18 protein-coding genes are annotated in these 25,889 nt (G+C 70.6%); 5 read left to right on the top strand and 13 right to left on the bottom strand.

Annotation, left to right across the window (positions count from 1 at the left end; all coding sequences use genetic code 11):
• Position 1: 1 nt before the first annotated feature.
• On the top strand, positions 2–2,200 hold the full coding sequence (locus OG798_RS37820) for a RecQ family ATP-dependent DNA helicase (RefSeq protein ID WP_267063000.1): 2,199 nt from the start codon (positions 2–4) through the stop codon (positions 2,198–2,200).
• A gap of 223 nt (positions 2,201–2,423) precedes the next feature.
• Positions 2,424–3,059, top strand: a complete 636-nt coding sequence (locus tag OG798_RS37815; protein WP_095852214.1) for a hypothetical protein — start codon at positions 2,424–2,426, stop codon at positions 3,057–3,059.
• 472 nt (positions 3,060–3,531) lie between these two features.
• Here the strand turns inward: OG798_RS37815 and OG798_RS37810 are convergent, their stop codons facing one another.
• The 3 genes from OG798_RS37810 to OG798_RS37800 form a co-directional block, all read right to left on the bottom strand.
• Positions 3,532–4,158: a hypothetical protein gene (locus OG798_RS37810; protein ID WP_095852216.1), complete on the bottom strand. Its 627-nt coding sequence runs from the start codon at positions 4,156–4,158 to the stop codon at positions 3,532–3,534.
• Between the two features lie 68 nt (positions 4,159–4,226).
• Positions 4,227–4,928 (bottom strand): ribonuclease HII, encoded by a 702-nt coding sequence (locus OG798_RS37805; RefSeq protein WP_054229885.1) that lies wholly within the window; start codon positions 4,926–4,928, stop codon positions 4,227–4,229.
• A 220-nt stretch (positions 4,929–5,148) separates the two neighbouring features.
• On the bottom strand, positions 5,149–5,793 hold the full coding sequence (locus tag OG798_RS37800) for a TetR/AcrR family transcriptional regulator (protein WP_079065350.1): 645 nt from the start codon (positions 5,791–5,793) through the stop codon (positions 5,149–5,151).
• 196 nt (positions 5,794–5,989) lie between these two features.
• Here OG798_RS37800 and OG798_RS37795 point away from each other — a divergent pair, with 196 nt between their 5' ends.
• Complete coding sequence (locus OG798_RS37795; RefSeq protein ID WP_177324199.1) at positions 5,990–7,522, top strand: MFS transporter; 1,533 nt, start codon at positions 5,990–5,992, stop codon at positions 7,520–7,522.
• Between the two features lie 536 nt (positions 7,523–8,058).
• Here the strand turns inward: OG798_RS37795 and OG798_RS37790 are convergent.
• The 3 genes from OG798_RS37790 to OG798_RS37780 form a co-directional block, all read right to left on the bottom strand.
• Entirely contained in the window at positions 8,059–8,964 is a 906-nt protein-coding gene (locus tag OG798_RS37790) for an ADP-ribosylglycohydrolase family protein (protein WP_095852217.1), read from the bottom strand.
• Positions 8,954–9,637: a histidine phosphatase family protein gene (locus OG798_RS37785; protein ID WP_095852218.1), complete on the bottom strand. Its 684-nt coding sequence runs from the start codon at positions 9,635–9,637 to the stop codon at positions 8,954–8,956. The genes OG798_RS37790 and OG798_RS37785 overlap by 11 nt, the downstream gene beginning before the upstream one ends.
• 106 nt (positions 9,638–9,743) lie before the next feature.
• A complete protein-coding gene (locus OG798_RS37780; protein WP_267062999.1) occupies positions 9,744–10,349 on the bottom strand; it encodes a YdbC family protein in 606 nt (201 codons plus the stop codon).
• Positions 10,350–10,505: 156 nt separating this feature from the next.
• Between OG798_RS37780 and OG798_RS37775 the strand changes: the two genes are divergently transcribed.
• Positions 10,506–11,039 carry a TerD family protein gene (locus OG798_RS37775; RefSeq protein ID WP_097224591.1) on the top strand — a complete coding sequence of 178 codons (534 nt, stop codon included), beginning with the start codon at positions 10,506–10,508 and terminating at the stop codon, positions 11,037–11,039.
• Positions 11,040–11,165: 126 nt separating this feature from the next.
• On the opposite strand, the gene OG798_RS37770 is transcribed toward OG798_RS37775, so the two are convergent.
• Together OG798_RS37770 and nrdR are read right to left on the bottom strand one after the other, a co-directional pair.
• Positions 11,166–14,063 carry a vitamin B12-dependent ribonucleotide reductase gene (locus tag OG798_RS37770; protein WP_097224592.1) on the bottom strand — a complete coding sequence of 966 codons (2,898 nt, stop codon included), beginning with the start codon at positions 14,061–14,063 and terminating at the stop codon, positions 11,166–11,168.
• A 152-nt stretch (positions 14,064–14,215) separates the two neighbouring features.
• Positions 14,216–14,800 (bottom strand): transcriptional regulator NrdR, encoded by a 585-nt coding sequence (nrdR, locus tag OG798_RS37765; protein ID WP_095852222.1) that lies wholly within the window; start codon positions 14,798–14,800, stop codon positions 14,216–14,218.
• 517 nt (positions 14,801–15,317) lie between these two features.
• Between nrdR and lexA the strand changes: the two genes are divergently transcribed.
• Positions 15,318–16,094, top strand: a complete 777-nt coding sequence (lexA, locus tag OG798_RS37760; RefSeq protein WP_054229877.1) for a transcriptional repressor LexA — start codon at positions 15,318–15,320, stop codon at positions 16,092–16,094.
• 823 nt (positions 16,095–16,917) lie between these two features.
• Here lexA and OG798_RS37755 read toward each other — a convergent pair.
• The 5 genes from OG798_RS37755 to OG798_RS37735 form a co-directional block, all read right to left on the bottom strand.
• Entirely contained in the window at positions 16,918–18,921 is a 2,004-nt protein-coding gene (locus OG798_RS37755; RefSeq protein WP_095852223.1) for an ATP-dependent DNA helicase, read from the bottom strand.
• Positions 18,922–19,015: 94 nt separating this feature from the next.
• A complete protein-coding gene (locus tag OG798_RS37750) occupies positions 19,016–20,971 on the bottom strand; it encodes an IucA/IucC family protein (RefSeq protein WP_413253658.1) in 1,956 nt (651 codons plus the stop codon).
• A gap of 167 nt (positions 20,972–21,138) precedes the next feature.
• Positions 21,139–21,876 carry a GNAT family N-acetyltransferase gene (locus tag OG798_RS37745; protein ID WP_095852224.1) on the bottom strand — a complete coding sequence of 246 codons (738 nt, stop codon included), beginning with the start codon at positions 21,874–21,876 and terminating at the stop codon, positions 21,139–21,141.
• 109 nt (positions 21,877–21,985) lie between these two features.
• Positions 21,986–23,950 (bottom strand): IucA/IucC family protein, encoded by a 1,965-nt coding sequence (locus tag OG798_RS37740; protein WP_328758399.1) that lies wholly within the window; start codon positions 23,948–23,950, stop codon positions 21,986–21,988.
• A gap of 228 nt (positions 23,951–24,178) precedes the next feature.
• Positions 24,179–25,648 carry a diaminobutyrate--2-oxoglutarate transaminase family protein gene (locus OG798_RS37735; RefSeq protein ID WP_435863977.1) on the bottom strand — a complete coding sequence of 490 codons (1,470 nt, stop codon included), beginning with the start codon at positions 25,646–25,648 and terminating at the stop codon, positions 24,179–24,181.
• Positions 25,649–25,889: the final 241 nt, after the last annotated feature.

Genomic DNA, 25,889 nt, shown 5'->3' with positions numbered 1-25,889 from the left:
CATGAGCAACGACGACCCACGCCCCCCGACCCACAGAGACCTGCCCAACGCCGACCTGCGCGCCGCGGCCGACGCCGTACTCGCCCGCCTTGTCGGCGCCCCGGCGGGCGAGGCCCGGCTGCGCGAGGACCAGTGGCGCGCCATCGAGGCCCTGGTGGCCGACAAGCGCAGAGCCCTCGTCGTGCAGCGCACGGGCTGGGGCAAGTCCGCCGTGTACTTCGTCGCCACCGCGCTGCTGCGCGAGCGGGGCGCCGGGCCCACGGTCATCGTCTCGCCGCTCCTCGCTCTCATGCGCAACCAGGTGGAGGCGGCCGCCCGCGCCGGTATCCACGCGCGGAGCATCAATTCGTCGAACACGGAGGAGTGGGAGACGATCCAGGCCGAGGTGGCCGCGAGCGAGGTCGACGTGCTCCTGGTGAGCCCGGAGCGGCTCAACAATCCCGACTTCCGCGACCAGGTGCTGCCCAAGCTGGCCGCGGCGACCGGCCTGCTCGTGGTCGACGAGGCACACTGCATCTCCGACTGGGGACACGACTTCCGGCCGGACTACCGCAGGCTGCGCACGATGCTCGCCGATCTCCCGCCGGGCGTCCCCGTCCTGGCCACCACCGCGACCGCCAACGCGCGCGTGACGGCCGATGTGGCCGAGCAGTTGGGCACCGGCGCCAGCACCGACGCACTCGTCCTGCGCGGGCCGCTGGACCGGGAGAGCCTGAGCCTCGGTGTGCTTCGGATGCCGGACGCCGCCCACCGGATGGCCTGGCTCGCCGAGCACCTGAGCGACCTACCGGGCTCGGGCATCATCTACACACTCACCGTGGCCGCCGCCGAGGAGGTCACCGCGTTCCTGCGCCAGAGCGGGCACACCGTCACCTCGTACACCGGAAAGACGGAGAACGCGGACCGCCAGCAGGCCGAGGAGGATCTCCTCGCCAACCGTGTCAAGGCCCTGGTCGCCACCTCCGCGCTGGGCATGGGCTTCGACAAGCCCGACCTCGGATTCGTGGTGCACCTGGGCTCCCCCTCCTCCCCCATCGCGTACTACCAGCAGGTGGGGCGCGCGGGCCGCGGGGTGAAGCATGCCGAGGTGCTTCTCCTGCCGGGCAAGGAGGACCAGGCGATCTGGGAGTACTTCGCGTCGATCGCCTTCCCTCCGGAGGAGCAGGTGCGCCGGACCCTGGACGTCCTGGCCCGCGCCGGGAGGCCGCTCTCGCTGCCCGCCCTCGAACCCCTGGTGGAGCTGCGCAGGTCCCGTCTGGAGACGATGCTCAAAGTGCTCGACGTGGACGGCGCCGTGCGGCGTGTCCAGGGCGGCTGGATCTCCACGGGCGCGCCCTGGACGTACGACACCGAGCGCTACGCCTGGGTCGCCAAGCAGCGGGCCGCCGAACAGCAGGCGATGCGCGACTACGTGTCGACCACCGGCTGCCGGATGGAGTTTCTGCGGCGCCAGCTCGACGACGAGCTGGCAAAGGCGTGCGGGCGCTGCGACACCTGTGCGGGAGCCCGGTTCGAGGCGTCCGTGTCCCCCGCCGCGCTCGACGCGGCCAACGGCGAGCTGGGCCGCGCCGGTGTCGACGTCGACCCCCGCAAGATGTGGCCTACGGGCCTGCCGGCGGTCGGCGTCGACCTGAAGGGGCGAATCCCGGCGGGCGAACAGGCCGCACCGGGGCGCGCCTTGGGGCGGCTCTCGGACATCGGCTGGGGCAACCGGCTGCGGCCGATGCTCACACCCCAGGCACCGGACGGGCCCGTGCCGGACGATGTGGCGAAGGCCGTGGTCGGCGTCCTGACCGACTGGGCGAAGGGGCCCGGCGGCTGGGCCTCCGGGCAGCCCGACGCGCAGCCGCGCCCGGTCGGCGTCGTCACCATGGCCTCGCGCAGGCGTCCACAGTTGATCCAGTCGCTGGGCGCGCGGATCGCGGAGGTCGGCCGACTGCCGCTGCTGGGGTCCGTGGAGTACGTTGGCGAGGCCGTCTCACAGGTCTCCCGGAGCAACAGCGCCCAGCGGCTCAAGGCACTTGACGGGGCGCTGGCCGTGCCACCCGCGCTGGCAGCCGCCCTCAAGGAAGCAGGCGGTCCCGTGCTGCTGGTGGACGACGCCACCGAGACGGGCTGGACGCTCGCGGTCGCCGCGCGCATGCTGCGACGATCCGGGGCACAGGCGGTGTTGCCGCTGGTCCTGGCCGTACAGGCGTGACCCGTGTGTCGCAAACAAGACCAGCGGGCAGGGATATACACGACGTATAGCCGGAAAACGGTCGGTGGCCCCAATTGCTCGTTGCCGCAACCAAGTTCGACAGGAAGAATTGAAGTCCGCTCCCCGCACGGCTCGCCCGTGATCCGGTAGGGCTCTGCTGCGGCGTGCGCTCCCCCAAGTCCGACCCCGCCCGCTGTGTGGGCGCGTAGCCGAAGGGAGGACCGTGACCTTCGGATTCGCTCCGTCCTCGGCGGCATCCGTGTCGACGTCTGCCGATCTGTCCGCCGCTTCCGCCAACCCACTGACCCGTATGCTCGAACCCGCCGAATGGGCCGCTGCGGGGATTCCGCTGTTGCGCAGTCCGCGGGAGGTCGTCAGCGGATTGCACGCACGGCACCGGCCGAGACCCACGACCGCCATCGTGGCCGTCCTCGACGCGGACGAACGGCTACAGGCGAGCGCCTCGTTCACCCGGCGGTCGGCGCCGGCCGACGGCTGGATGTTCCGCAACTCCCTGCTGGCACAGCTGCGCCGGGTGATCCCGCACGACCTGCGGCGCCGCACCCCGGTACGCACGGCGGTGCTGCTCTACTGCCGCGAGGGCGACGCACGGTGGACCGAGGAGGACGGGGCGTGGATGTGGGGGCTGCGGGACGCTTGCACCCTCCACGGGCTGCGCTGCGGGGCCTACATCACGCTGACGCACGACGGCTGGCAGGTACTCGGCGAGGGCCGTGGCGGACGCCGTCCGAGCGCGGACTCCCCACCGGAGTCCTTCGCCCTGACCGAGGCGCCGCCGCCGCTCCCACGCACCGGGGGCGCCGCGTCGGAGGTGCTTCGCCGGGCGGCCGCCCGCTGAGTCGCCTGCGGCCGTGAGGCGTCGGCGTCCGCCCAGGTGCCGACCCGCCTTGCAGGGTCCTGAGGGGCACTCGTCCCCGTGGCCCGGGCGCGTCCGCCCGCACCGTGGTGGTCCCGCGGCGCGTGGGACCGGGCAGGGGCAGTGCCGTAGTGCTTGCGCCCGCTCCGGCGGCGTACGCGCCCCTCCGGAACATGCGGACGGCCACCAGGCCGTCCGACGTCGGCGCGCACCGAGGGGACACCCCGTCGTCAGAGACGCGCACCGCCGCCATCATGGCCTCGGCGAGCAAGCACTCACTACGGGCCACGAACCACAGGCACATGAACCACAGGCACATGAACCACAGGCACACTTACTACAGGCACGCCGAAAAGACCGCCGTACAGGTGGTGCCGCAGTGGCACCACCATCACGCCCTGGACATCGCCCCAAGCATCGTCCGAGCGAATCCCGGACGGTGTCCGGGATTCGTTCAGACCCCGGCGCCCAGTACCGAGTTGATCTGCTGCGGGTCGCCGCAGACGATCAGCAGGGCGCCGGCCCGGCCGAGAGCCAGGGGCAGGGCGGTGGCGGCGGCAGCGTCGGGACCGCCGTTGACGGCGACCACGACCACGGGACGGGACGCGGCCCGGCCCGCGACGGAGGCGTCGGCGTAGAAGACGTCGTCGCCCGCGTCGTGCTGCGCCCAGTAGGCGGCTTCGCCGAAGGAGAGTTCGTGCGCGGCCCACGGATGCGGTTCGCCGGTGGTGATCACCAGCACCTCACCGGGGGCTCGGCCCGACTCCAACAGCAGGTCGACCGCTTCTTCGGCGGCGTCCAGCGCACCCTCGGCCGAGGCCGGGATCAGCTGGATCTGTGGGGTGGCGGCAGCGGGCGCGGCCGCCGGGGCGGATGACCCCGGCGTGGCCACGACCGGCTCACGCGGGGTGCGTTGGGCCGGCATCGGCCGGACAGGTCCCGGACGTCCGGGACGCGGCGGAGCCGCGGGACGGGGACCGGGTACGGGACGGGGGGTCGGCGCGGTGCGGCCACTGGCCGGAGTCGCGCGGGGACCCTGGGCACTCTCGTGAATCTGAGGCTCCTCGGGAATGAGAGGCATGAGCTGATATTTATCAAACGCCGGTGCGACTCGCGTCGGCGGGTGGCACATGAGTGCGAGCGGAACCGTCAGAAATCGAAGCCGAGCTGACCTTCGATCTCCGGACCGCTTCCGTCCGCCCAGCTGCGGACCTTCTTGAGGTGCCGCCACTGGGGCAGCGCATCAAGATACGCCCATGACAGCCGGTGGTACGGAGTGGGGCCCCGTTCCTCCAGTGCGGCCTTGTGCACCGGAGACGGATACCCGGCGTTGGCCGCAAAACCGAAGTCTGCATGGTCGACACCCAGTTCGGCCATCATTTTGTCGCGCTGAACCTTGGCGATCACCGAGGCCGCCGCGACGGCCACGCAGGACTGGTCACCCTTGATCACCGTGCGAACCCGCCACGGCGACCCGAGGTAGTCGTGCTTCCCATCGAGGATGACCGCGTCGGGGCGGACGGGCAAGGCCTCCAGGGCCCGCACCGCGGCAAGGCGCAGCGCGGCCGTCATCCCCAGGTCGTCGATCTCCTCAGGAGAGGCATGCCCCAGGGCGTACGACGTCACCCATTTCTCCAACTCCGCGGCCATCACGGTACGGCGCTTGACGGTGAGGAGTTTGGAGTCGGTGAGGCCCTCGGGTGGACGGCGTAGTCCCGTGACGGCGGCGCAGACGGTGACCGGGCCGGCCCACGCACCACGGCCCACCTCGTCGACACCGGCAATGATCTTCGCTCCGGTCGTGGCGCGGAGGGAGCGCTCGACGGTGTGAGTCGGTGGTTCGTACGGCATGGCGCCCTCAGCCTACGCCGCCCCGAGCCCCTCGCGACACCCAGGTTTCCCTGAGCGACCACAGCCCCGCCACCAGCACGAACCAGTCACCCGACGATCCACCCATCAGACACCGGACCACCCCGAACCAGACACCCGACCACGCACGGACCAACGACCCGACGGCCCACGGACCAACGAGCCGACGGCCCACGAACCTGCGACGCGACGGTCCACGGAGTCAGGCTCCGGCCGCCCGCGGATCAGCCCCCGCCCGTCGCAGCAGCGGGACCATCAGCTGGTCGATCATCTCCTCCAGATCCCGTTCACTCCATTCGCTCGCGCACACCTTCGAGCGATACATCATCATCGCCGGAATGACGTCGAAGACGTAGGAATTCGCGGCGTCCGGTCGCACCTCTTCCCGCTCGATTCCGCGGTGCACGATCTCTCGCAGCAGATGCTTGGTCGGCTCGATGACCCCTCCGACGATCAGACTCTGAAAGCGTTCCGCCTGTGCCACATCGCATTCGTGAAGCACTGAGCGCAGCGCGAATCCGGGCTGCGAGTACATCGCCTCACGCACCTGCCGGCACAGTTCCAGCAGGTCGTCCCGGACGCTTCCGAGGTCGGGGGCCTCCGTCAGGCTCGGCAGTCCGGCCTTCAGCGCGTCCGCGACGAGGTCCTCCTTGGACGGCCAGCGGCGGTAGACCGCGGCCTTGCCGGTCTGGGCCCGGGCGGCGACACCCTCCATCGTGAGGCCGTTCCAGCCGACCGTACTGAGCTGCTCGAGCGCGGCGTCGAGGATCGCGCGTTCGAGCACGGCACCGCGTCGGCGCAGGGAGGCCGCCTGAGCGGGAGCGGCCGTCCAACGCGAAGTAACCATCTGAGTGTCTCCGTTGTGCATGGGGGAGCGGGGAGTTCGGGGAGGGTGAGCGGTCAAGTGACGACACGCGGGAGCGACTTCAGTGAACGCTTGCGTTCACTGTCGGGGACTCACTACCGTTGCCGCAACAGTGAACGCGAGCGTTCACTAACGCACTTGTGGGGGAACCATAGTGACAACCTCTCAAACCTCTCAGTTGATCCAGGATCCAAAGCCAGGAGCGGCCCGCCGGGAGGGACACCCCGGCATCGCACTCGCCGTCATCGCGGCCTGCCAACTCATGGTGGTACTCGACTCGACGATTGTGAACATCGCCCTCCCGCACATTCAAGACGCGCTCAAATTCAGCACGACCGACCTGACCTGGGTGATCAGCGCGTACACCCTCACCTTCGGTGGCCTGCTCCTTCTCGGCGGCCGCGCGGGTGACATCCTCGGTCGGCGCCGGGTCTTCATGACCGGCATCATGCTGTTCACGCTCGCCTCGCTGCTCGGTGGACTCGCCCAGGAGCCCTGGCAGTTGCTGGCCGCGCGGGCCCTCCAGGGCGTGGGTGGCGCGATAGCGTCGCCCACCGCGCTGGCGCTCATCACCACCACCTTCCCCGAGGGCCCGGAACGGAACCGGGCCTTCGCCGTCTTCGCCGCGGTCTCCGCGGGCGGCGGCGCCATCGGGCTGCTTGCGGGCGGCATGCTCACCGAGTGGCTCGACTGGCGCTGGGTGCTCTTCGTCAACGTGCCCATCGGTGTGCTGATCACCGTGCTCGCCCCGATGTACATCAACGAGTCCGAGCGCCATCCGGGGCGCTTCGACGTCGCGGGCGCACTCACCTCGACGGCCGGTATGGCCTCCCTGGTGTACGGGTTCATCCGCGCCTCGGAGGAGGGCTGGCGCGACAGCCTCACGATCGGGTCGTTCGCCACGGCACTGGTCCTTTTGCTGGGCTTCGCGTTCATCGAGACCCGGGCGAAGGAACCGATCACCCCGCTGAAGATGTTCGGCGACCGCAACCGCTCCGGCACGTACGTGATCATGCTCAGTCTGGCCGCGGCGATGTTCGGGATGTTCTTCTTCATCGTCCTGTTCGTACAGAACGTGCTGGGGTACAGCCCGATCCAGGCCGGTCTGGCGTTCCTGCCCGTGACGGCGGCGATCGGCATCGGAGCGGGGCTGTCGCAGCGGTTCCTGCCGGTCCTCGGGCCCAAGCCGTTCATGGTCGTCGGCTCCGCCCTCGTCGCGCTCGGGCTCGGCTGGCTGACCTTCATGAGCCCCGACAGCACGTACGTCGGCGGGGTGCTCGGCCCGATGCTGCTCTTCGCCTTCGGCATGGGCCTGAACTTCGTGACACTGACCCTGACCGCGGTCTCCGGCGTCGCCCAGCACGAGGCGGGCGCCGCGTCCGGACTCCTCAACGTCACCCAGCAGGTGGGCGGTTCGCTCGGCCTGTCCATCCTGACCACGGTCTTCGGCTCGGCCAGCCGGGACGAGGCGGAGAAGCAGCTGCCGAAGTTCCTGGCGAACGGCTCGCCCGAGCAGAAGGCGGAGTTCGCCAAGACCCACCAGCTGCCCGCTCCGTGGGGCCACGACGTGCTCGCCCAGGGCATCTCGACCGCCTTCGTCCCGGCCGTCGCGATGGCGGTACTGGCCCTGGCCACCGCCGCGCTGGTGATCCGGGTCCGCAAGAGCGACCTGGAGGCCCTCTCGGGCACGGCGGGGCCCGCCGCCGGCTGAGGCCGGGCCCGCCGAAGCTTGGCGGGACTGCGGAGGCCGGTCCCCGGTCCGGGAAACGGACGGCGAGGACCACGGTCCGGCCATCCGCAGCGGAACGGCACCCCGGGGCCTGGCCAGGCAAGCAGCTGTACGGCACCGGGGGCGGCCTTCGAGGACTTACGGCACCGAGGGCGGCCCCTGCCGGAGGTACGGCACTGGGTCGGGCCTCGCAGCCAGCGGTACGGCAGCATGTGCGGCCCCGCGAGCGGCACCACAGCGCCGGGGTGAGGCCTATGGGTCGCGACGCGGCACCAAGGACGAGCCGTGCTGCGCGCGGGCCGACACCAAGGAGGGACCGTCAGGCCGATGTACGGCATCGCAGGCGGCCCAGCAGCCCAACGCTGTACGGCGCCGACGGCCAACCCCGTGCGACGCGCCACCCCACGAGCCTCCGGGCGCCCGAAGCCGCACCCGTGCCGCGCGACACCCACCCGGCCCCCGCCCGGGCATCGCGTTCCGCAGCGGACTCCCCGGCGTCACCGAACCGTCCCCGCGGCCTACGCCCCCGCCCGCACCCAACCCGGCAGGCTCTCCGTCCGCTCCACCCACTCCCCCGGCGGCGCCCCCGCCTTGCCCGCGGCGATCACACCGCCGACGATGGCGCAGGTCGTGTCCATGTCGCCGCCCACTTGGGCGGTCGACCAGAAGCCCTCTTCGTAGTCGCCGAGGGCCCGGGCCGCGGACCAGAGCGCGAACGGCACCGTGTCGTGCGCCGTCGTACGCCGCCCGCAGCCCAGTACGGCGGCGACCGTCGCGGTGTCCCCGTAGTCGAGCATGTCGCGAGCGCGCCGCAGGCCGGCTCCCACGGCGCTGCGCGGGACGAGCGCGACGACGCCGTCGAGCAGTGCCTCGGCACTCGGCGGGCTCGCCGGGTCGGCCGCCAGGGCGGCGGCCGCGGCGACGGCCATGGCACCCACGACGGCCTCGCGGTGCTGGTGGGTGGTGTACGCCGAGATCTCCGCCTGGTGGACAGCCTGCTCCGGGTCGTCCGCGTACCAGGCCCCCAGGGGGGCGATCCGCATCGCGGCGCCGTTGCCCCACGAGCCCTGTCCCTTGAAGAGGGCGGACGCCAGCGCCCGCCAGTCGCCCCCCTCCCGGATCTGCCCCAGCAGCCGGTTGACCGCGGGACCGTAGCCCCGGTCGACATCGTGGTGCTCGGCGAAGGAGCCGGCCAGCGCGTCCTGGTCGATGCGGCGGTGCCGGGCCAAAACGGCCACTACGGAGGAGGCCATTTCGGTGTCGTCCGTCCACCGCCAGGGACCGGACGGCAGCTCGCGTCGCTTGAGCAGCTGGTAGTTCACGGGCACGAAGAACCGCGAGCCCAGCGCGTCCCCCACCGCGAGTCCACGCAGGCTGGCCAGGGCGCGGTCCAGGCGTCCGCCGGGAGAGGAATCAGAGGTCATCGCCCTGCCACTCTATCCCGGGGTCCCCGTACGACTCGGGTACACACCAGCGTTCGAACGGACGGTCAAGCGTGTACCTCCCGTCGTCGCCGAGGACGAGCATCCGCATCTCGGCGTTCCCCGGATTCGACAGTGATTCGAACTCCGCGACCGTCCAGTGGAACCAGCGCATGCAGAACAGCCGCATGGCAAGACCATGGGTCACGAGGAGCACGTTCGACGGGTGGTCGGGGGCCTCGAAGCTCCGGTAGAGGCTCTCCAGGAAGCCACCGACCCGGTCGTAGACGTCGGCGCCGGACTCGCCCTGGGCGAAGCGGTAGAAGAAATGCCCGTACGCGTCCCGATAGGCCTTCTGGAGGCGCACGTCGTCGCGGTCCTGCCAGTTGCCCCAGTCCTGCTCGCGCAGCCGCGGCTCCTCGCGCACCCGTATGAGCTCGGGGTCGAGGTGGAAGGCGCGGAGCGTCTCGTGCGTACGGCGGTACGGCGACACGTAAACGCTTACGCGCTCTCGCCCGAAGATCTCCCGCAGCCGTTTGCCCGTCTCCTCCGCCTGCTGCCACCCCTTCTCGGTGAGCGCCAGAGCGTGGTCGGGCTCGCGTTCATAAACGGTGTCATCGGCGTTGCCCGCTGACTCGCCGTGCCGGACAAGGACGATACGCCGTGGTCGAACCATGCCAAGACCCTAAAACGGCTGACGGCCGATCGAGCACTCGTACGGGCTCCATACGGCGTAGGTCACATGTTCTCCGCGCAGATCACACCCGCGGACGGCACCCCGATCAGACCGTCCACAAGGGCTCCAGCGCCACTATGTCGCCGGTCAGGGCCGCGACATCGGCCTCCGTCTGGGCGCGCAGCGCGAGCCGTTCCACCCGCTCGGCCCGGTATTTACCGTGTTCGGCGGCCGACTGCCACATGGACAGGATCAGGAACTCATGGTGCGGCGCCTCGCCGAACAGGCCGCGCACCATGCCGGGCGAGCCCGCCATCGCGGGATTCCAGACCTTCTCCTGCATCAGCGCGAAGTGTTCGGCCCGTTCCTCGTGGATGCGGCAGTGGGCCACCCGCAGCAGGTCGGCGTCCGTGAAGCGCGGCTCGAAGCCGGTCTTCACATCGAACCGGTGATCGAAGAGTTTGACCTGCGAGTCCTTGAAGGTCCCCGACTGGGCAGCCGCGAGCCGGTCGTGCGAACGGGCCATGAAGGAGTCGTAGAAGGCACGGCTCTCCCAGAAGGCGAAGATGTGCGCCACCCCGGGCCGCCCTCGGCTCCAGCCCCCGCCCTGCCCCCGGAATCCCGGCTCACCCAGCAGCCCCGCCCACTTTCGCTGCCCCCGCTCGAAACCGCGGCGGTCCACCACGGTGCAGCGAATCCACTTGACCAGCACCGCGCCATCGTAAGGCCACGGAGCGTGGCGTTGGTCACGCTCCGGCGGAGTGCACCCGCGCGAGCGCCCCCGCGCGCGTGGCACGATGGACAACCGGCCTTGACAACAGAGCAGTTGGGGGCTGAAGAAGATAGGAAACGGGGAGGGGGAGATCCAATGACCGGTCTCAACAAGGGCATCCGCAAGGTCGAGCTCGCGGTGAAGTGGGACCCGAGTCCCGTCGGCGAGCCCGCGACCGATCTCGACATCATCGCGGCGACGTACGTGGCCGCCGATCCGTACGGAAGTCCCGCCTATGTGGTGCACTTCGACAGCCGCTCCCCGGACGGCACCATCTACCTCAACCGGGACAGCAAGGACGGCAAGGGCTTCGGCTGGGACGAGGTCATGACGCTGGAACTCGACCGCCTCAACAGCGGCTACACGCGTGTGGTGGTGGGCGTACTCATCCAGCAGGGTTCCGGCCACAAGTCGTTCGTGGGCGTCCTCAACCCGGGTCTGCGCATGCGGGAGGGCTACACCGTGCTGGCGGAGGACAACTTCGGCGGCGTCCTGGGGGCCACGGCCGCGACCGTCGGCGAGTTCGTACGCGACGTCTCCGGAGAGTGGACCTTCCATCCGGGGATCCACGGCTACGACACCGACCCGGCCGAGTTCCCGCGCGTCATGGGCACGCGCCACGACGCTTGAAACGGCCCTCTCCGTAAGTCCGTAAGAGACGCCTGAAACGGTTTTCTCCGTAGCTTTCTCCGTACCAGCGAGAAAACGCCGAAGGGCGGCACGACCGGTGGTCGTGCCGCCCTTCGGCGTTTCAGGTCAGCTGCAACCGCTGGTCGAGCCGCAGCCCTCGCAGATGTAGCAGGAACCGGCCCGCTGCATCTTCGTACCGCAGGAGAAGCACAGGGGGGCGTCCGCCTGGATGCCCAGCTGCATCTCCACCAGTTCGGCACTGGTGTGGGCCTGCCTCGGGGCGGGCTTCGCCACCTCGACCTCGGCCTTCGGGGTGACCACGGCCTTCAGCTCCTGCGCACGGGGCGCGGACTGGGCCAGACCCTCGACGTCCATCTCGTCGTCGGACGGCTCGTACGAACCGGTCTCCAGGTGACGCTGACGCTCCTCGGCGGAGTGGATGCCGAGCGCGGAGCGCGTCTCGAAGGGAAGGAAGTCCAGCGCCAGGCGACGGAAGATGTAGTCGACGATCGACTGCGCCATCCGCACGTCCGGGTCGTCCGTCATGCCGGCCGGCTCGAAGCGCATGTTCGTGAACTTCGAGACGTACGTCTCGAGGGGCACGCCGTACTGCAGACCCACGGAGACCGCGATCGAGAAGGCGTCCATCATGCCCGCGAGGGTGGAGCCCTGCTTCGACATCTTCAGGAAGACCTCGCCGAGACCGTCGTCCGGGTAGGAGTTGGCGGTCATGTAGCCCTCGGCGCCGCCCACCGTGAAGGAGGTGGTGATGCCGGGACGACCCTTGGGGAGGCGCTTGCGGACCGGGCGGTACTCGACGACCTTCTCGACCGCGGCGCGGATGGTCTCCTCGGCCTTCGCCGTGACCTCGGTCTTCTCCTTCTCCTTGGTCTTGGCGGAGAGGGGCTGGCCGACCTTGCAGTTGTCGCGGTAGATCGCGAGCGCCTTGACGCCCATCTTCCACGCCTCGAAGTAGACCTCTTCGACGTCCTCGACGGTCGCCGTCTCCGGCAGGTTGACCGTCTTGGAGAGCGCGCCGGAGATCCAGGGCTGGATCGCGGCCATCATGCGGACGTGGCCCATCGCGGAGATGGAGCGCTCGCCCATGGCGCAGTCGAAGACCTCGTAGTGCTCGTGCTTGAGGCTCGGGGCGTCGACGACATTGCCGTTCTCGGCGATGTGGGCGACGATCGCCTCGATCTGCTCCTCCTGGTAGCCCAGGCGGCGCAGGGCCTGCGGAACGGTGCCGTTGACGATCTGCATCGAGCCGCCGCCGACCAGCTTCTTGAACTTGACCAGCGCGAGGTCGGGCTCGAGGCCGGTGGTGTCGCAGGACATCGCGAGACCGATGGTGCCGGTCGGGGCGATGACCGAGGCCTGCGCGTTGCGGAATCCGTTCTTCTCACCGAGGTGCAGCACGTCCTGCCAGGCCTCTGTGGCGGCGGCCCAGATCGGCGTGTCCAGGTCGTCCACACGGACGGCCACGCCGTTGGCGTCGGAGTGCTGCTTCATGACGCGCTGGTGCGGCTGCGCGTTGCGGGCGTAGCCGTCGTACGGGCCGACGACCGCGGCGAGCTCGGCGGAACGCCGGTACGAGGTGCCGGTCATCAGCGAGGTGATGGCACCGGCGAGGGCGCGACCGCCGTCGGAGTCGTACGCGTGACCGGTCGCCATCAGGAGGGCGCCCAGGTTGGCGTAGCCGATGCCCAGCTGACGGAAGGCGCGGGTGTTCTCGCCGATCTTCTGGGTCGGGAAGTCCGCGAAGCAGATCGAGATGTCCATCGCGGTGATGACCAGCTCGACGACCTTGGCGAAGCGCTCGACCTCGAAGGACTGGTGGCCCTTGCCGTCGTCCTTGAGGAACTTCATCAGGTTCAGCGAGGCGAGGTTGCAGGACGTGTTGTCCAGGTGCATGTACTCGCTGCACGGGTTCGAGCCGTTGATACGACCGGACTCCGGGCACGTGTGCCAGTGGTTGATCGTGTCGTCGTACTGGATGCCCGGGTCGGCGCAGGCCCAGGCGGCCTCGGCCATCTTGCGGAAGAGCGTCTTGGCGTCGACCTCCTCGATGACCTCGCCGGTCATACGGGAGGTGAGACCGAACTTGCCGCCCGCCTCGACCGCCTTCATGAACGTGTCGTTCACACGGACCGAGTTGTTGGCGTTCTGGTACTGGACGGACGTGATGTCGTCGCCGCCCAGGTCCATGTCGAAGCCCGCGTCACGGAGGGCGCGGATCTTCTCCTCCTCCTTGACCTTGGTCTCGATGAAGTCCTCGATGTCGGGGTGGTCGACGTCGAGGATGACCATCTTGGCCGCGCGGCGGGTGGCGCCACCCGACTTGATCGTTCCTGCGGAGGCGTCGGCACCGCGCATGAAGGAGACGGGACCCGAGGCGTTGCCGCCCGAGGAGAGGAGCTCCTTGGAGGAGCGGATACGGGAGAGGTTCAGGCCGGCGCCGGAGCCGCCCTTGAAGATCATGCCCTCTTCCTTGTACCAGTCGAGGATCGACTCCATGGAGTCGTCCACGGACAGGATGAAGCAGGCCGAGACCTGCTGGGGCTGAGGCGTCCCGACGTTGAACCAGACCGGGCTGTTGAAGCTGAAGATCTGGTGCAGGAGGGCGTACGCCAGCTCGTGCTCGAAGATCTCGGCGTCGGCGGGCGAGGCGAAGTACTTGTAGTCCTCGCCGGCCTTCCGGTACGTCTTCACGATGCGGTCGATGAGCTGCCTGAGGCTCACCTCGCGCTGCGGGGTGCCCACGGCACCCCGGAAGTACTTGCTGGTGACGATGTTGACCGCGTTCACCGACCAGAAGCCGGGGAACTCGACGCCACGCTGCTCGAAGTTGATCGAGCCGTCGCGCCAGTTGGTCATGACGACGTCACGGCGCTCCCATTCCACCTCGTCGTACGGGTGCACGCCGGGGGTGGTGTGGATGCGCTCGATGCGCAGTCCCTTGCTGGCCTTGGTTCCGCCCTTGGCGCGGGAACCTCGTGCCGGACCGCTCGCCGTCTCTGTCATGCCGCCTCCCTGTATCGGGCTAAAACGCCCTGAAGTGCCACGTTCTTCCCATGGCAAGGTGTGTGTCTGGTGCTGCGGGCGCCGCTACGCGGCCGCCCGCAACAGGTCTTTGGTCGCCACCGATGGGGGGCCGATCCGAGTCGGCCCTTCCGTCAGTCGGCGGCGTTGGCGGGTACGGGGACCTGGACGGTCCCTCCGGACCCGCGGTCGCTTTCCGGGCGCCCCGCGTTCGCGGCTGCCACGCCCGCATCCGCCACGCCCGCGTCATCCTCGTCCGCGGCGGGGCGCTGCTTCGTCTCTTCCCTGAGTTCCACGATGGCGGCCTCGAAGTCCTCGAGCGAGTCGAACGCCCGGTACACGGACGCGAAGCGCAGATAGGCGACGAGGTCGAGTTCCTGCAACGGGCCGAGTATGGCCAGACCCACGTCGTGGGTGGTCAGCTCGGCGCTCCCGGTGGCCCGCACCGCCTCCTCGACCCGCTGGCCGAGCTGGGCGAGCGCGTCCTCGGTGACCGGCCGCCCCTGGCACGCCTTGCGCACGCCGTTGATGACCTTGGTACGACTGAAGGGTTCGGTGACGCCGGACCGCTTGACCACCATCAGCGAGCACGTCTCCACCGTCGTGAAACGACGGGAGCAGTCGGGGCACTGGCGGCGCCTGCGGATCGACGTGCCGTCATCGGTCGTACGGCTGTCGACGACACGGCTGTCGGGGTGCCTGCAGAAGGGGCAGTGCATGGCTCCAACCCTCCTTCACAGCACGACTCATAGACCTCGCGGGACCTCTCGGGCCCCTCGAAGCAGCCCCAAGCATAGGCGATGACCGGAGGCTCGAAGACCCGGGGGACCACAACTTCTGGGCTGCTGCAGCAATCCAACCACTAGATGTGGGGATCGACCCGAAAATTCACCCAGGACACGCGTGTCGCGCACGTAATGGCATGTGCCGCACGGCCATACCGATCCCGGACACACGGAGATACCGTGGTCAGCGCGCGGAAGGGGGCCGGTACCCGACTTACGGGGTGCCGGATGGCAGACTGGGCTGCGGCCCACATCTGTCGGCACGGTCATCGCCCCGGCGGTGAAGAGTACAGCAATGAGCCCTTTTGTCCGCCGGATGCAGCGTTGGCTATACACCCAGACACATGATCACGACAGACAATCCGCGATTTTTCACTCGAACGTGTGTTTGGCGCAACCTTTCGAAAGCAACTACCGTTGTCCAGCAGGGAGACCATCGAGAGGGGCCGACGTGACCACCACCGCAGACAGTGCCACCATCACTGCCCAGGACCGCTCCCAGGGCCGACTCGAGCCGGTGCATGCGATGAACGAAGCCACGAATCATGAGGGGCCCAAGCGCTCCCTGCCAGGGCGACCTCCAGGCATCCGCGCCGACAGCTCGGGACTCACCGACAGGCAGCGCCGGGTGATCGAGGTCATCCGGGACTCCGTGCAGCGGCGCGGCTACCCGCCGTCGATGCGGGAGATCGGACAGGCGGTCGGCCTTTCCAGCACCTCGTCGGTCGCCCACCAGCTGATGGCACTGGAGCGCAAGGGCTTCCTGCGCCGCGATCCGCACCGGCCGCGAGCGTACGAGGTCCGGGGCTCCGACCAGTCCTCGGCACAGCCCACCGACACGGCGGGCAAGCCGGCCGCGTCGTACGTGCCGCTCGTCGGCCGTATCGCCGCCGGTGGCCCGATCCTGGCCGAGGAGTCGGTGGAGGATGTCTTCCCCCTCCCCCGGCAGTTGGTCGGTGACGGCGAGCTGTTCGTCCTGAAGGTCGTGGGTGACTCGATGATCGAGGCCGCCATCTGCGACGGGGACTGGGTGACGGTCCGACGCCAGCCGGTCGCGGAGAACGGCGACATCGTGGCCGCGATGCTGGACGGCGAGGCCACGGTGAAGCGGTTCAAGCGCGAGGACGGCCATGTGTGGCTCCTCCCGCACAACGCCGCGTACCAGCCGATTCCCGGCGACGAGGCGACCATCCTGGGCAAGGTGGTGGCGGTGCTGCGGCGCGTGTGACGGCACACGCCGGGCGGGACACCCCGCCCCGCCCTTGACCGGGCCCCGGGACCACCTGCGCCGGTTCCGGGGCCCCGTGCGTTGCCCTCCGGGGGTCGGGCGCGGGAGTTGGCGGCGGGCGCGGCATCCAGAGATGCCCCGCCCGCCCCGACGAGACGCACCCCTGAGGGGCTCCTGCTCGCGGGGGGCAGAAGGATCGTCCACAGGCACCGAGCGATATGCGCAGGCCCAGGGCGACACGCGCGCGCGTCGGGCGACATGCCGGGTGCCGGACAACGTGCGCGGGCGCCGAGCGATATGCGTAGACGCCGGACGCCATGCACGGGGCCGGACGACCATGCCGGGCGCCCAGCGCCATGCGCAGGCCCCGGGCGACATGCGAGGCTCTGGACGACGTGCGCGGCGTCGGACGACGTGCGTGGACGCCGAGCGATATGCCTAGACGCCGGACGACGTGCGCGGCGCCGGGCGGCATACGCGGACGCCGGACGACATACGCCAGGCCCAAGCGGCATACGCGTGCATGGCGCGACATCCGCAGGCATGAGCGACATACGCGGGCACCGGGCGGCATACGCGGGTGCCGCGCGGGATGCTCGGGTGGCGGGAGGATCCGTGGTGGGCCCGGGACGGAGATCCCGGGCCTGAGAGCGCGCACGGCACCTGGGGGTGTCCACAGGGCGGGTGGTACGCGGGGGCCGTGTGGGTGGTGTTGTTTGGCCGGAAGGGCATCCGAGGCGGAGCAACTCCGCCCGTAGGGGCACCCGGGCAGGCCCGCCTCGGGCCAGGTGCGCGGGTTCCCTCAGCCTGCCGCGGGGAAGACCTACGCCTCCTGCGTCTCGCCCGCCTCCACCGTCTCCTCCGCCTTCCGGGCCGTCGCGTCGATCGCGGTGAGCGACCTGCGTACCTGGTTACGGTCCGTGGTGTACCAGAAGTCGGGGAGGGACGCCTTGAGGTAACTGCCGTAGCGCGCCGTCGCAAGGCGCTGGTCCAGTACGGCCACCACACCCCGGTCGCCCGTGGCCCGTACGAGGCGGCCGGCGCCCTGGGCCATCAGCAGCGCCGCGTGGGTCGCGGCGACGGCCATGAAGCCGTTGCCGCCGTTCTCCTCGACGGCCTTCTGGCGGGCGCTCATCAGCGGGTCGTCGGGACGCGGGAAGGGGATCTTGTCCATGACGACGAGCTGGCAGCTGGCCCCGGGGACGTCGACGCCCTGCCAGAGCGAGAGCGTGCCGAAGAGGCAGGTCTTGGGGTCGGCCGCGAAGTTCTTGATCAGCTCGCCGAGCGTCTCCTCGCCCTGCAGCAGGATGGGGTACTCGGGGATGCGCGAGCGCAGCTCCTCCGCCGCGAGCTGGGCGGCCCGCATCGAGGAGAACAACCCCAACGTGCGACCCCCCGCGGCCTGGATCAGCTCGGTGAGCTCGTCCAGCATGTCCGCACGGTCGCCGTCGCGCGCGGGGCGCGACAGGTGCTTGGCCACGTACAGAATGCCCTGCTTGGGGTAGTCGAAGGGCGAGCCGACATCCACGCCCTTCCACTGCGGGAGGTCGTCGCCCTCGGTGCCCTCCGGGGCGAGTCCCAGCGACGCCCCCACTCCGTTGAAGTCACCGCCTAGCTTCAGGGTGGCGGACGTCAGGACGACGGAACGGTCCGCGAAGAGCTTCTCCCTGAGGAGGCCGGAGACGGACATGGGGGCGACGCGGAGCGAGGCGCCGAAGCGGTCATGTCGCTCGTACCAGACGACGTCCCACTCGGAGCCGTTGGTGATCCGCTCCGCCACGTCGTGCACCGACTCCACCGAGGCGAGAGCCTGCTTGCGGACGGAATCCTCGTCCTGGACGGACTTGTCGCGGGTGGAGCCGATCGCCGAGATCACCGTACGAGCGGCGTCGCGCAGTGCCATCAGCGCGTATCCGAGATCCTCCGGGATCTCCTCCAGGCGGCCCGGAAGCGCCAGCTCCATCAGCCGCTCGAAGCCCTCGGCGGCGGTCTGGAGCTGATCGGCCGCCTTCTCGTTGACGAGCTTCGCGGCGCGGCGCACCGCGCGGTTGACCTGGCCTGGCGTGAGCTCGCCGGTCGCGACACCGGTGACCCGGGAGACCAGCTCATGGGCCTCGTCGACGATCAGCACCTCGTGCTGCGGGAGGACCGGCGCGCCCTCGATGGCGTCGATCGCGAGCAGCGCGTGATTGGTGACGACGACCTCGGCGAGCTTGGCGCGCTCGCGGGCCATCTCGGCGAAGCACTCCGCTCCGTAGGCGCATTTGGTGGCGCCCAGGCACTCGCGGGACGAAACGGACACCTGAGCCCACGCGCGGTCGGAGACGCCGGGCGTGAGGTCGTCGCGGTCGCCGGTCTCGGTCTCGTCCGACCAGTCCCGCAGTCGCAGCAGGTCCTGGCCCAGCTTGCTGGTGGGCGCGGCCGCCTCGAACTGGTCGAAAAGGCCGTCCTCCTCGTCCTGCGGCACGCCCTCGTGCAGCCGATGCAGACACAGGTAGTTCGACCGGCCCTTGAGCATCGCGAACTCCGGGCGGCGGCGCAGCAGCGGGTGCAGCGCGTCGACGGTCCGCGGAAGATCGCGCTCCACGAGCTGCCGCTGGAGCGCCAGGGTGGCGGTCGCCACGACGACCCGCTCCCCGTGGGCGAGCGCGGGCACGAGGTAGCCGAGCGACTTTCCGGTGCCGGTGCCCGCCTGGACCAGCAGGTGGGAGCTGTCGTCGATGGCACCCGCGACGGCTTCGGCCATGGTCACCTGGCCAGGGCGCTCCGTGCCGCCGACGGCAGTGACGGCAGCATGCAGGAGTTCGGGGAGTGAGGGCTCTGTCATAGCGTTGCCAGCCTACGGGGCGCCACTGACAATCGGGCGATCAAGGCCCGGCCTGCGGACGCGATCAGGACGAGAACGAGTACGGGGCGGATGATCAAGGCCGATGGAGGGGGTTCGGGACCGTGCCGTGCACCGCGGCGTGCGGGCGCTCGGGACGGTCGCGGTAGCCGTCGAGGTGCAGTCGGTTGCGGTTGAGGCACAGGCGCTCGATACGCGGAGTGAGCAGGTCGAACATCTCGTAGCGCTCCTTGAGCTCGGGAAAGCGCGCCTGGTGGCGGACGATCTCCGCCCGGACGAGCGCCCAGAACTCGGCCTCCGGAACGCCCAGTTGTTCCTCGCAAAGCGGTGCGAGATAGCGGAAGACCCCCACGAAGAGCCCGGAGTGGATGAACTGGGTCAGGAACGCCGGCGGCTCGGTCAGCAGTACGTTCCGTACGTCGTCCGGCATGGTCGTGTGCTCGGGCAGGGGATCCGCGCTCACGTTGACGTCGTCCACGAAGTCCTTCACCGCGAGGCGGACGGGGACGTCATGGTCGTCGTAGACGACGATCGCGTTCTCTCCGTGGGGGCTGAACACCGTGCCGTACCGATAGAGGAAGTGCAGCAGCGGCGGCAGGAGCGCGGCGAAGAGGCGGCGCAGCCAGACATTGGGGGCGAGGCCCGAGCGGGCGACGAGCTCCGCCGTGAAGGCGCGGCCGTCCGGGTCGGTGTGCAGGAGCGCCGCCAGGGTGCGCGCGCGTTCACCGGGCGCCAGATGGCGCGAGACCGGCTCGCGCCAGATCGCGCCGAGCAACTCCTTGTACTGATAGGGCACTTCGGGGAGGGCGTCGTACACGGGGTGGTTCACCGTCACCGAGGCGACCTCGCCGAGCAGAATCACCCCGCAGGTGTCCCGCAGAAACGGGTCGGCGTCTCTCAGGGCGTGCATCCAGGCGGTGACGGCGGGTGCCGCGAGCGTGCGTTCCGTCGGCAGGCCGCGCCAGACCAGGGTGTTGAGCACGGACAGCGGCAGTTTCACCGTGTGCCGGTCCGGGCGCGAGACATTGAGGAACGTACGGATCGACTGCTGCGGGAGCCGCAGGTCGCCGTCGGAGGGCAGCGGCACGATCGCTCCCGCTGCTACGGAGGGCGCGAACAGCGGCAGCACGACGTCGTCCCACTGCCAGGGGTGCACGGGCAGATAGAGGTACGACTCCGGAGTGAGCCCCCGCGCGCGTAGTACCCCCTCGAAGGACTCCCTCGTGGCGGGGGCGAGTTCGCGCGCGTAGAGCTGTTCGGCGGAGTGGAGGCTCGGGACGCCTCGGTAGGTCGCGAGCGCGGTGTGCACCGCGATCCAGGGAATCGGCGTCGCTCTGCGGGCCTCCGGCGCCCAGTCGGCGGCGTCCGTCGCGGAGAAGCCGAGGCGGCCCTTGTTCAGCACGATCCAGGGGTGGCCGGTCTGGTGGCCCTCCAGTTCGGCGTAGCCGAGGTCGGCCAGTTCGGCCGCCGTACGGGCGTCGCGGTGGAGGCGGGCGTCCGCGGCGAGCGTCGTGCTCAGTTCACGGACCACGTGGCCGAGCGTCGCGCCGTCGATCTCCAGCGTGCCGCGGGCCCGGGTGAGGAAGCCGAGCGGGTCGGTGAAAGGGCACGGCTCCGCCCCCTCCTCGGTGAGGGTGAGTGAGGCGGGGTCGACGCGCCAGCTGTCGTACGAGGCGCGGCGGGCGCGGAAGGAGAGGCTGCCGCCGGCGTCGAGGCGCAGGGCGTAGGGGCGGAGGGTGTCGGTGTGCCCGGTGTCCTCGTGCCCGGTGATCGCGTGCGGGGTGTTCTGGTGCGCGGTGTCGTGGTGCGGGGTGTCGTGGTGGGGGGAGGTGGGGCGTGGTGAGGTCGCTCCGGCGGAGGAATCGAGGCCGGTCGCCGGATGGTGCTCACGGCGGAGGGGGGCGACTTTTCCCTCCGCGCCCCGCCGAGCCTCCGAACCCGGCTCCGGCCCCGGACCCGGCTCCGACCCCAAACCCAGATCGGACTCCGGTTCCGGTCTGACGATCTCCTCGTGGGCGAACTCGCCGATCATTTTCGCGAGCAGTCGGCGGCCGACCTGGTCCCATCGGTCTTTGCGCAGCTCGGGCGGATCGTACAAGGCGGGCAGCTCTCCGGATGCCGGGGTGGCGGATGGATGCGGCACGGGGACTCCTTGACAGGGAACCGGATCGGAACGAGCGGTGCGGTGAGGGCAGGGCGCTACAACAGGTCGCGCAGGCTCCGGTCCCGGACCATGAGGGCTGCCCGTTTGCCGGGCAGGTCGACCTCGGCGGAGAACCGGAAGCCCGCGCTCAGGAAGGCGGAGACGGAGGGGGTGTTACGGAGGTCGGGTTCCGCGACGACGCGGGCACAGGCCGGGCGCTTGTCCAGTACGAGGTCGGCGACGGCGCGGAGCAGGGCGGAGCCGAGGCCTCGTCCGCGGTTGGCGACACCGCCGATGAGCAGGTGCAGGCCGGTGTCGTGCGGGCGGGCGGGATAGTGACGGGCCAGGAGGTCGAGGTCCGCGCGGTAGATCTCCCAGTAGCTCATCGGGGTGCCGTCCAGCACGCCGAGGCAGGGCACACTGCGGCCGTCGCCGTCGAGCTGGCGGCACAGATGTTCTTCTGCGACCGACTCGGGTCCTGCCAGCTCCCAGAACTCCGCGACGGCGGGGTCGTTCATCCAGCGGGAGACGAGCGGGAGATCACGCTCCACACGGACGGGGACCAGGTGGAAGGCGCCCACCGGAGTGGCGATCGGGCCCCAGCCACCGATGCGGTCGAGCAGGTCGTCTCCCCCGGCCGACTCGACCTCGGATCCGAGGAGCGCGAGGAGCTCGTCGGGTAGGCGCAGGTCGAGGGTGTCCTCGTTGTCCGTGCCCGGCCCGGGGCCCGGGTCGGCTCCGAGGTCGGTGACGGGGGTGATACCGGCGTCGGTGCTCGCATCGGTGGGAGGCACGGCGACGCTCCTCTCAGGAGACGGGGTGGGACATGTTCCTCAGGGCCGGCAGGGGGTTGGCGAGGATGACTTCGTCAGGAATGGCAGGGGGTTGGCGAGGGCGGCTTCGTCAGGAATGGAGCGGGTTGGCGAGGGTGACGTAGACGGACTGGGTGTCGACCGGGCCGACGAGTTCGTCGAGGCCGTGCAGCCGGGTCAGCAGGTTGGCCTTGCAGCGCAGGACGGGCGAGTCGAGGAGGTGCGCGGGCAGGGGCGTACGCAGTCGGGCCGGGCCGTGGGCCACGTCGGTGAGGAAGCGGCGGAAGGCGGCGAGCAGCAGTTGTTCGTCGGCGAGGTGCTGGGAGCCGAACGCGCCGATGACGCCGAGCACGTTGTTGATCGCCAGGTAGTAGGCGAAGCGTTCGTCGGTGACCTCGTCGGAGACGAAGGTGTCGCTGTGTTCGCCGATGCCGGGCAGCCGGGCGTCCAGCTCGGCGCGCCGGGACGCGCGGAAGTAGTAGCCCTGGTTGTCGCGGTAGCGGCCGCCCGTGGGCCAGCCCTCGGGGTCCAGCAGGAGCAGGGTGTTCTGCTGGTGTGCTTCCAGCGCGATTCCCGCCTCGCTGTCGAGCCAGAGCACGGGGCGTACGACGTGCTCGAGGTAGCGCAGGAACCACTCGGCGGCGACGGCGCCACGGGGCCTGCTGGTGCGACCGGCGAGGCGGGTGACGATCTCGGCGAGCCGGGATCGCATGACGGGCCGGTCCTCGGATCCGCCGCGTGCGCCGGGTCGGGCGTGGGGCCGGGGAGAGACGAGCCCCGCGACACAGATGGCGTCGTCGGTCGGCCCGAACGGGTTGTGGCGGATCATCACGTCGAGCCCGGCCAGGGGGGTGCCGTCCGGGGCGTTGACGGCGAGCCAGGCCGGGTCGCGGACGATGTCGAAGCCCGGGTGGGCGGACTGCCACTGCTTGGACAGGCCGCTGCGCAGCAGACGGTGGACCTCCACGCCGCGGTGGAGCTCCTTGCGGAGGTTCTCACGGCGGGAGTTGGTGATGCGCAGGCCCAGCGACAGTTTGAGCATCGCGGGGGCGCTGGAGCGGTAGAGGGTGCGGACGGAGGAGGTCGGGTGCCAGGCGGAGCCGTGCGGGCCGAGGTCCCGGAGCAGTCCGGCGTCGAGCAGGGCCGCGGTCTCGGGCCGGTGCCGGACGTCGGCCAGCTGCCAGGGGTGCAGCGGCAGGGCGGCGTACCCGTCGGGCAGGGACAGCCCGGCTCCGGCCAGCCGCGCGGTGAGCTGCTGCGCGAGGACGGGCCGGCCGCGCTCCGTCCACGCCGAGTCGGCCGCCAGGACCGCGGGGGCGACCGCCATCCAGTGCAGCGGGAAGGAGCCGCGCAACTCGGGTGAGTACAGTCGCGCTTCGGCCTCGGAGAGCCCTTCCCGGCTCTTCGGGGTGGGGTGCCACGGGTGCCCCAGCACCAGTGCTTGTTCGGCGGCGAGGAAGAAGTCGGGGGTGTCGGCGGGCCGTTCCCTGCGGTCGCTGATGAACACGACGGTCCGCCGGACCGAGTCGGCGACACGGCCGACCAGGTCGGCACCGTCCCCGGCGGGGCCGGTTTCGGAAACGGGCGTCGACGTCGCCTCGGCCGTGCTCGTCGTCCCGTCGCCCGTCGCCGCCTGGCGCGCCAGCAGCGCCGCCACGGTGACGGCGTCGGCGGGCGGTGCTCCCTCGGGAGCGTCGGCGAGGTGCGGGAGGCCGAAGCGGTGCCAGCCGGTCGGGGACCAGTAGTGGACCGGCGTCAGGAGGGAGGTGCCGCTGGCGGGGAGGGGGATGCGGAGGGTGCCGTCGGTGGGGGCGGGCAGGTTGTTCTCCCGTACCCAGCAGCGCAACAGGTTCTCGACCGCTGCCGCCTGGGCCGCGGTGTGGGCGGCGGGGTGCTCCAGCAGATCGGCGGTGGCGCCGCGCAGCCGCTCGGTCTCCAGGGCCCCTCTCTTCTGCCGGGGGACCGCGTCGGCTCCCAGAGCCGGCGGGGTCTGCGTGCCACAGGCCGCTCGCTCGTGGGTGTCGGGACGGCCGTCGGGTGTGGGGGTGGCGTTCAAGAGAGTTCCTCGGGGTCGTTCAGGCTCGTGCGGCGACGAACCGGGGCGGTACTGGCGTGCGTGGGGCGTGGGGCGTTCCTGGTCGGTCCGGGTGGGCGGACGGTGGTCCGGGTCGGGGGGCGAGTGCGGTGTTCCGAGTGGGGTGGTCCGAGTGAGGTCTGCGTCCCGACCGGGCGCTGGAGCCCGTCGGGGGGACCGCCGTACGGGCCGCCGCGGCGGTTGCAGGTCCTATCCGGCGTGCTCACCGGACGCGGAACCCCGACCGTGCCCGGCCGGCCCGCCCAGTCCCGCTCGCGCCGCCGCAGCCACCGCCGCCACCGCGTCCGCCAGGCGATCGAGCACCGCGGTCGCCTGTTCGTCGCTGATCGTCAGGGGCGGCAGAAGTCGCACCACGCTGGCGCGGCGCCCGCCCAGCTCCACGATCAGACCGCGGCGCAGGCACTCGCGCTGCACGGCGGCGGCGAGTTCGGGGGCGGCGGGCCGGGGGCCGTCGGTGGTGGTGTCCGGGGCCGTCTCGGGATCCACCAGCTCGACGCCGATCATCAGCCCACGGCCCCGTACGTCACCGATGCACGGGAACTCCTCGGCGAGTGCGCGGAGTTGAGTGAGTATGCGGGAGCCCAGGGTCGCCGCGCGCTCGGCCAGTCCGTTCTCGCGGACGTAGGCGAGGGTCGCCGTGCCCGCGGCCATGGCCAGCTGGTTGCCGCGGAACGTGCCCGCGTGGGCGCCCGGTTGCCAGACGTCGAGGTCGTCGCGGTAGACGACGACGGCCAGCGGCAGGCTGCCTCCGATGGCCTTGGACAGGACCATCACGTCCGGGGTGATCCCGCTGTGTTCCACGGCCCAGAAGGTTCCGGTGCGCCCGACGCCGGTCTGGACCTCGTCCACGATCAGGGGAATGGAGCGCGCCGCGGTGATCTCGCGCATCCGCCGCATCCAGTCGTCGGGCGCGGGAATCACCCCGCCCTCGCCCTGGACGGGTTCGAGGATCATCCCGGCGGGGCGTGGCACGCCGGACTTGGTGTCGTCGAGCAGGGACTCGGTCCAGCGCGCGGCGAGTTCGGCACCCCGCTCACCGCCGATGCCGAACGGGCAGCGGTAGTCCTGGGGGTAGGGCAGGCGCGCGACCCGTACCTCGGTCGCGCCCCCGGATGCTTCGAGCGCCCCCGCGGTCATCCCGTGATAGGCACCGGTGAACGCGAGCATTCCGGTGCGCCCGGTCGCCGCGCGCACCAGTTTGAACGCGGCCTCGACGGCGTCCGTCCCGGCGGGTCCGCAGAACTGCACCCGCGCGCGGGCGGCGAACTCCGGGGGCAGCGTGCCGAACAGCTCGGTGGTGAAGGCGTCCTTGACGGGTGTGGCCAGGTCGAGGACGTGCAGTGGCGCCCCGGAGTCGAGGACTTTTCTGATCGCTTCCAGGACCACCGGGTGGTTGTGTCCCAGGGCCAGGGTGCCCGCGCCGGAGAGACAGTCGAGGTAACGGCGCCCGTCCGCGCCCTCGATGGTCAGGCCCCGCGCCCGCACGGGGACGATCGGCAGGGCGCGCGCGTAGGTGCGGGCCGCCGACTCGCGCGCCGACTGACGCCGCAGAATCCCCTCGTGCGCCGCGCGCGCCCCCTCGGACACTCCGGGCACCCTCTCCCGCGACTCCTCGGGCTCGCGCCCCACCGGTACCACCGCAGACTCGGTCACGGCCACGACTTCAGGTCCTCCCGCTGTCCAGGGGCGAGTTGGCAGGGAGCTCCGAGCACAGGCGGCAGGCCCCCCGTACGTACCAACGACGTGACCGGCTCGGGGAAGCGGGTGAGTCGAAGATCCTTGCCGTGACGGAACCGTTGCGGTTCCGTGGGATGTCCCCCACAGCGAGCGCATAGTGTGTGGTGCCGTTCAGAGACACCGAACGATGCACCTGTGTCCCGTACCGAGGGACTCCGGATCG

The sequence above is a fragment of the Streptomyces sp. NBC_00271 genome, assembly GCF_036178845.1.
GTDB lineage: Bacteria > Actinomycetota > Actinomycetes > Streptomycetales > Streptomycetaceae > Streptomyces.
The sequence above is the reverse complement of the archived record's forward strand: the minus strand, read 5'-3'. Positions and strand labels throughout refer to the sequence as shown.

Coding starts and splice junctions, on each gene's coding strand:
- OG798_RS37805 (WP_054229885.1), bottom strand. CDS start 4,928: ATGCCGTACGAACCACCGACTCACACCGTCGAGCGCTCCCTCCGCGCC.
- OG798_RS37770 (WP_097224592.1), bottom strand. CDS start 14,063: ATGACAGAGACGGCGAGCGGTCCGGCACGAGGTTCCCGCGCCAAGGGC.
- OG798_RS37810 (WP_095852216.1), bottom strand. CDS start 4,158: ATGCCTCTCATTCCCGAGGAGCCTCAGATTCACGAGAGTGCCCAGGGT.
- nrdR (WP_095852222.1), bottom strand. CDS start 14,800: ATGCACTGCCCCTTCTGCAGGCACCCCGACAGCCGTGTCGTCGACAGC.
- OG798_RS37775 (WP_097224591.1), top strand. CDS start 10,506: ATGACCGGTCTCAACAAGGGCATCCGCAAGGTCGAGCTCGCGGTGAAG.
- OG798_RS37755 (WP_095852223.1), bottom strand. CDS start 18,921: ATGACAGAGCCCTCACTCCCCGAACTCCTGCATGCTGCCGTCACTGCC.
- OG798_RS37820 (WP_267063000.1), top strand. CDS start 2: ATGAGCAACGACGACCCACGCCCCCCGACCCACAGAGACCTGCCCAAC.
- OG798_RS37800 (WP_079065350.1), bottom strand. CDS start 5,793: ATGGTTACTTCGCGTTGGACGGCCGCTCCCGCTCAGGCGGCCTCCCTG.
- OG798_RS37790 (WP_095852217.1), bottom strand. CDS start 8,964: ATGACCTCTGATTCCTCTCCCGGCGGACGCCTGGACCGCGCCCTGGCC.
- OG798_RS37785 (WP_095852218.1), bottom strand. CDS start 9,637: ATGGTTCGACCACGGCGTATCGTCCTTGTCCGGCACGGCGAGTCAGCG.
- OG798_RS37750 (WP_413253658.1), bottom strand. CDS start 20,971: ATGATCGGCGAGTTCGCCCACGAGGAGATCGTCAGACCGGAACCGGAG.